This is a genomic window from Actinophytocola sp. (genome assembly GCF_035712165.1).
GTDB lineage: Bacteria > Actinomycetota > Actinomycetes > Mycobacteriales > Pseudonocardiaceae > DASYTH01.
This window is the reverse complement of record NZ_DASTBH010000476.1, coordinates 1-3,822: the sequence shown is the minus strand read 5'-3', so window position 1 is coordinate 3,822 and position 3,822 is coordinate 1. Positions and strand designations below refer to the sequence as shown.

Genomic DNA, 3,822 nt, shown 5'->3' with positions numbered 1-3,822 from the left:
CGGCGTGGGTGATCATCGTCTCGCCCTCGTAGACGTAGACGAACGCGCGCACCGCCTCGCCGTCCGGGTCACTGGGCCGGAAGGTCAGCAGCGGGGTGGTCGACCGGGTGTAGGTCACGCCGCCGGAATCGCCGCGGTCGGAGACGTTGAGCCCGGTGGTCGGATTGGGCGGAGTGTTGTAGGTGACGTCGATGTGCGGCACCGCGCCGCCCTCGGCCGAGGAGAACTTCTTCCACCCGTAGGAGTCGCTCTCGTTCAGCGCCTTGAGCATCATCCCGGCGTTGGTGAAGCCCTGATCGGCCCACGCCTGCTGCAGGGTGCGGATGTCCGTGGACACCCAGTTCGCCGGGCAGCCGCCGCTGTAGCCGGAGGTGGTGACGTTGCTGGACCACACATTCCACGGCGCCGGCTGGTTGGACCACCGGGTACCGGTGCCCACCAGCGGGGTGGACCACACCTCCCACCACCGCGCGTTGCAGGAGTAGGAATGCGTGGCGTACAGCCACAACGTGCTACCCAGGATCCGGGTACCCCGAAACGCGCTCATGTCGAAGTGCAGATACGAGCGGGCGACGTTGGCGCCGCCGTTCCAGGTACCGATTCGCAGTTCCGGCGATCCTGATTGATCGGTCGTGGTGCCGGACTGGGTGAAGGTGTCGAAGTTCGTCCACACCGTCACGCCGGGATCGACGATCACCGGGTATTGGGTGGCTGAGTCGTCCAGGAACGACGTCTCCGGTTCGAGGGTGACGTCCACCTGGTCGCCCGGGGTGCCGGCCGGGGCGTTGTTGCCCTTGTTCTTGGTCTGGGTGCGCTGGGCGACCTTGACCTTGCGGGCCGGGCCGCCGCTGGCCCGGTCGGTCCGCGAGTCCCACATCTCAGCGGCCGGCACACTGCCCACCACCGCGCCGTTCTTACCGATCAGGTCGGTGTTGCCGTCGGCGTCGGTGCGGGTGGTCAACCCCGCCGCGCGCACCGGCAGGGTGAACTTGGTGCCCTTGGCCGGCTTGCGTTTGAGCACCAGGAACTGCTCGAACCCGGTACGGGTCGCCTTGACCTGGAGATCGATCCCCGGCTGAACATCACGATAGGTGGCGGTGTCCCCGGACAGCACCGGATCCGGCAACGAACCCGTCCACTGCAGACCGACCTGGCCCTCTGTGGTCGACACCGCGGCCAGATCCCGCGTCGTCGACCCCGAACCCCCAGGCCCGGCCAGCACCAGATCCCGCGGGTGCGCCTTGGGCCGCACCGTCCCGTCGGCGGCCTTGACCAGCGTCAGATCTACCGGCACCCAGGCGTCCCCGCGGCGCACCCGCACCGGACCCACATTCAGCTCGGTGGTGCGGCTGCCGTCCGGATTCACCCACGTCGCCGACGCCTCCGTCCGCTCCGAGACCGCCTCGATTCGACGATTGCGCAGCCGCGCCGTCACCCGCGCCGAAGACAGATCAGCGGCCTCGTCCGGCCCAGCCTGCTGTGTCGGCGCGGACGACGGCGCAGCCGCCACGGCCAGCGGCGCATGCACCACCGACGCCAATCCCGCCACCAACGCGGCCGTGGTGACCCCCGCCACACCCCGCACCAGTCCCCCACGGACAGCACGAAACACACCAGCACGAGTACGAGCCATCGAGGCGACACCCCAACAACATCAGGTGCGACACCCCGCGGTCACGCAACCAACAAGACAACCCTCTCAGGGTCCGTTAAGCAAACCCAAGATCGCAACGTCCACACCGGACGCACACATCACACCCACCAGTGGTAACACCACCCAGGCACCCGGCGACCAGCCGACCATCCCCTAATGGCCGAACCGGCCTCGCCAGCTCCCACCCAAGTGAACGAGACGGCGGTCGTGCCACAGCTCACATTCGGCCGTGGCACGAACTGCGCCGCCTAAGGCTGACACGAATCGCGTTTTGCTAGGCGGCCGCGCGGCGAGGCACCGCTGGCCTGCACACGGAGCCTGGCGCCGAGCATCGCTGGCATTAGCCAACGGAACAGCATGGTGACGACGGCGCCGATGTGCGGGGTGCGTTGAGTGGTGCGGCCATGGGTGACCGCAGTACCTGCTTGCGGCGGGTCCTCTGTGTCCACCATGGCGACATGCCGCTGGTACGCCACAACGCCGACCTGCAAATTCCCGACTGGGCAGAAGCCGAACTCGCCGTGCTAACCGCGCTGACCCCTGCGCTACGTCCTGCGAACCTCAACTAACCTCCGGCGCCGAGCCCACCGCGGCGAACTCATCACCCATTTGATTGGACCTGCTCCGGAACGCCCCCGACATACTCAATCCCACTCTTCACCCGGCCTGGCAGGCCACCCAAAGACGACCCTGAACGCCTCCGCGTCGTCATCGACTAGGTCACCGCCCTATCCGACGCACAAGCAACTCTGCTCGCCCTCTGGCGCAGGTCGGCCAGCGAGGCCGCCGGGGTGGTGGGCCGCTTTCGGCCTGGTCGGTCATCCGCAGCCGGGCGACACACTCGGCGATCAACTCCAGCGCGGTGCGGGCTTCGGCCGCTGGCAGAGGGTTCGTCACGGGAATGGACGCTAGCGCGGCACCGGTCGGCACGGGCGGTGACCACGGTGTCCGCGCTGGTCACCGGTTTCCCGCGCAGCAACAGCACGTCGAGCAGGCGGTGCCCCACCGCGATGCCGACGCCGGTAGCCACCCCGGTGAGGAACCGGCCCATCACCGCGCCGCCCGGAGCCACCCGCCGCAGCGTCGACGGCCGCCGGCCCGTCACCAACGGCAGCGAACTGTTCAACATGAGCGTCTACCAGGTCAGGGCGGCCTCGACCGGCTCGCCACCAGCGACTCCCCGCCCCCACCGTCATCGACACCCGCCCTGAACGTTGACGATCTCACCATCCTCACCTCGTGGGCAGAAGGCGTCGCAGACGCGCTCGCCCTTGCGCCCCACCGACTCGAGGCGGTCCGAGCCGACGCCGAGGCGGGTGCCCCATGGCGAGGCGAACTGCGGATCCCGGAACCATCCCCCCAGCTCAACTACGCCAGCAGCCGCATGTGCAATACCATTCACGTCGCCGCCGCCAACGGCCCCCCGGCCTTGAAGCACAACATCCTCGCAGTACGCGACCCCCAGCCGAACGAATCCAACCTCGACAGGCTCGTTCGCCGCGTGCTGCGATCAGCCCTCGAACAACACCAGAACCGACACGCGACCGACGGACTCGCGCACGTTGCTGACAGTCCCGTCCGGTTGTCCACCGAGCATCAGGTCCTTCTCGCTGCCCTTCACCACGCCGTCACCGGCGGGTTTGACAGCCATACCTGGCAACTAGCGTGGATCTTGGGGGCTTCTTCGACCGGCGAGGCCACGGGCTCGAAAGGTCGGCGCGGCCGCGGTATGGGCGGGGTTCGCGGTAGTCGTCGAGTTCCGGGAACTGGTCGAAGAGGAACAGGGCTCCACGTGGGAGAAGCCGACCAGACCCTGCAGGCAAGCCTCGCCTAAGCGCTCGTCGATGGTGACGGTGCTGCGGACGGCACCCCAGTTGTCCGTGTGCTGGACGTCGGTCCGGTCGTTCCGGACCGTACCGATCGGGGTGATCTCGAGGCTCGGTATGGCCAGGGGCTATTCCCAGGGGGAGCCGGCGACCGAGATGGAGCCGAGGGCGAACCGAGACGGGTCGGACAGGATCGCTGGCGCTGGGGTGGCTGGGCGGTGCGCCGAGGAGAATGTCATGCGGGTGAGCCGGACTGTCGGGGTTGCGGCGATCGTGGTGGGGCTGGCCGGGATGGTGGTCCCGGTGTCCGGTGCGGTCGCCGCGGCTGCGCCTGGGGTCCCG

2 protein-coding genes are annotated in these 3,822 nt (G+C 68.4%); both read right to left on the bottom strand.

Translation table 11 applies throughout. The features are described from left to right. On the bottom strand, nt 1–1,585 hold a 1,585-nt coding region (locus VFO68_RS26915), incomplete at its 3' end, for a DNRLRE domain-containing protein (RefSeq protein ID WP_325161187.1). A gap of 1,579 nt (nt 1,586–3,164) precedes the next feature. Continuing rightward, entirely contained in the window at nt 3,165–3,305 is a 141-nt protein-coding gene (locus VFO68_RS26910) for a hypothetical protein (protein WP_325161186.1), read from the bottom strand. Between the last annotated feature and the right edge of the window lie 517 nt (nt 3,306–3,822).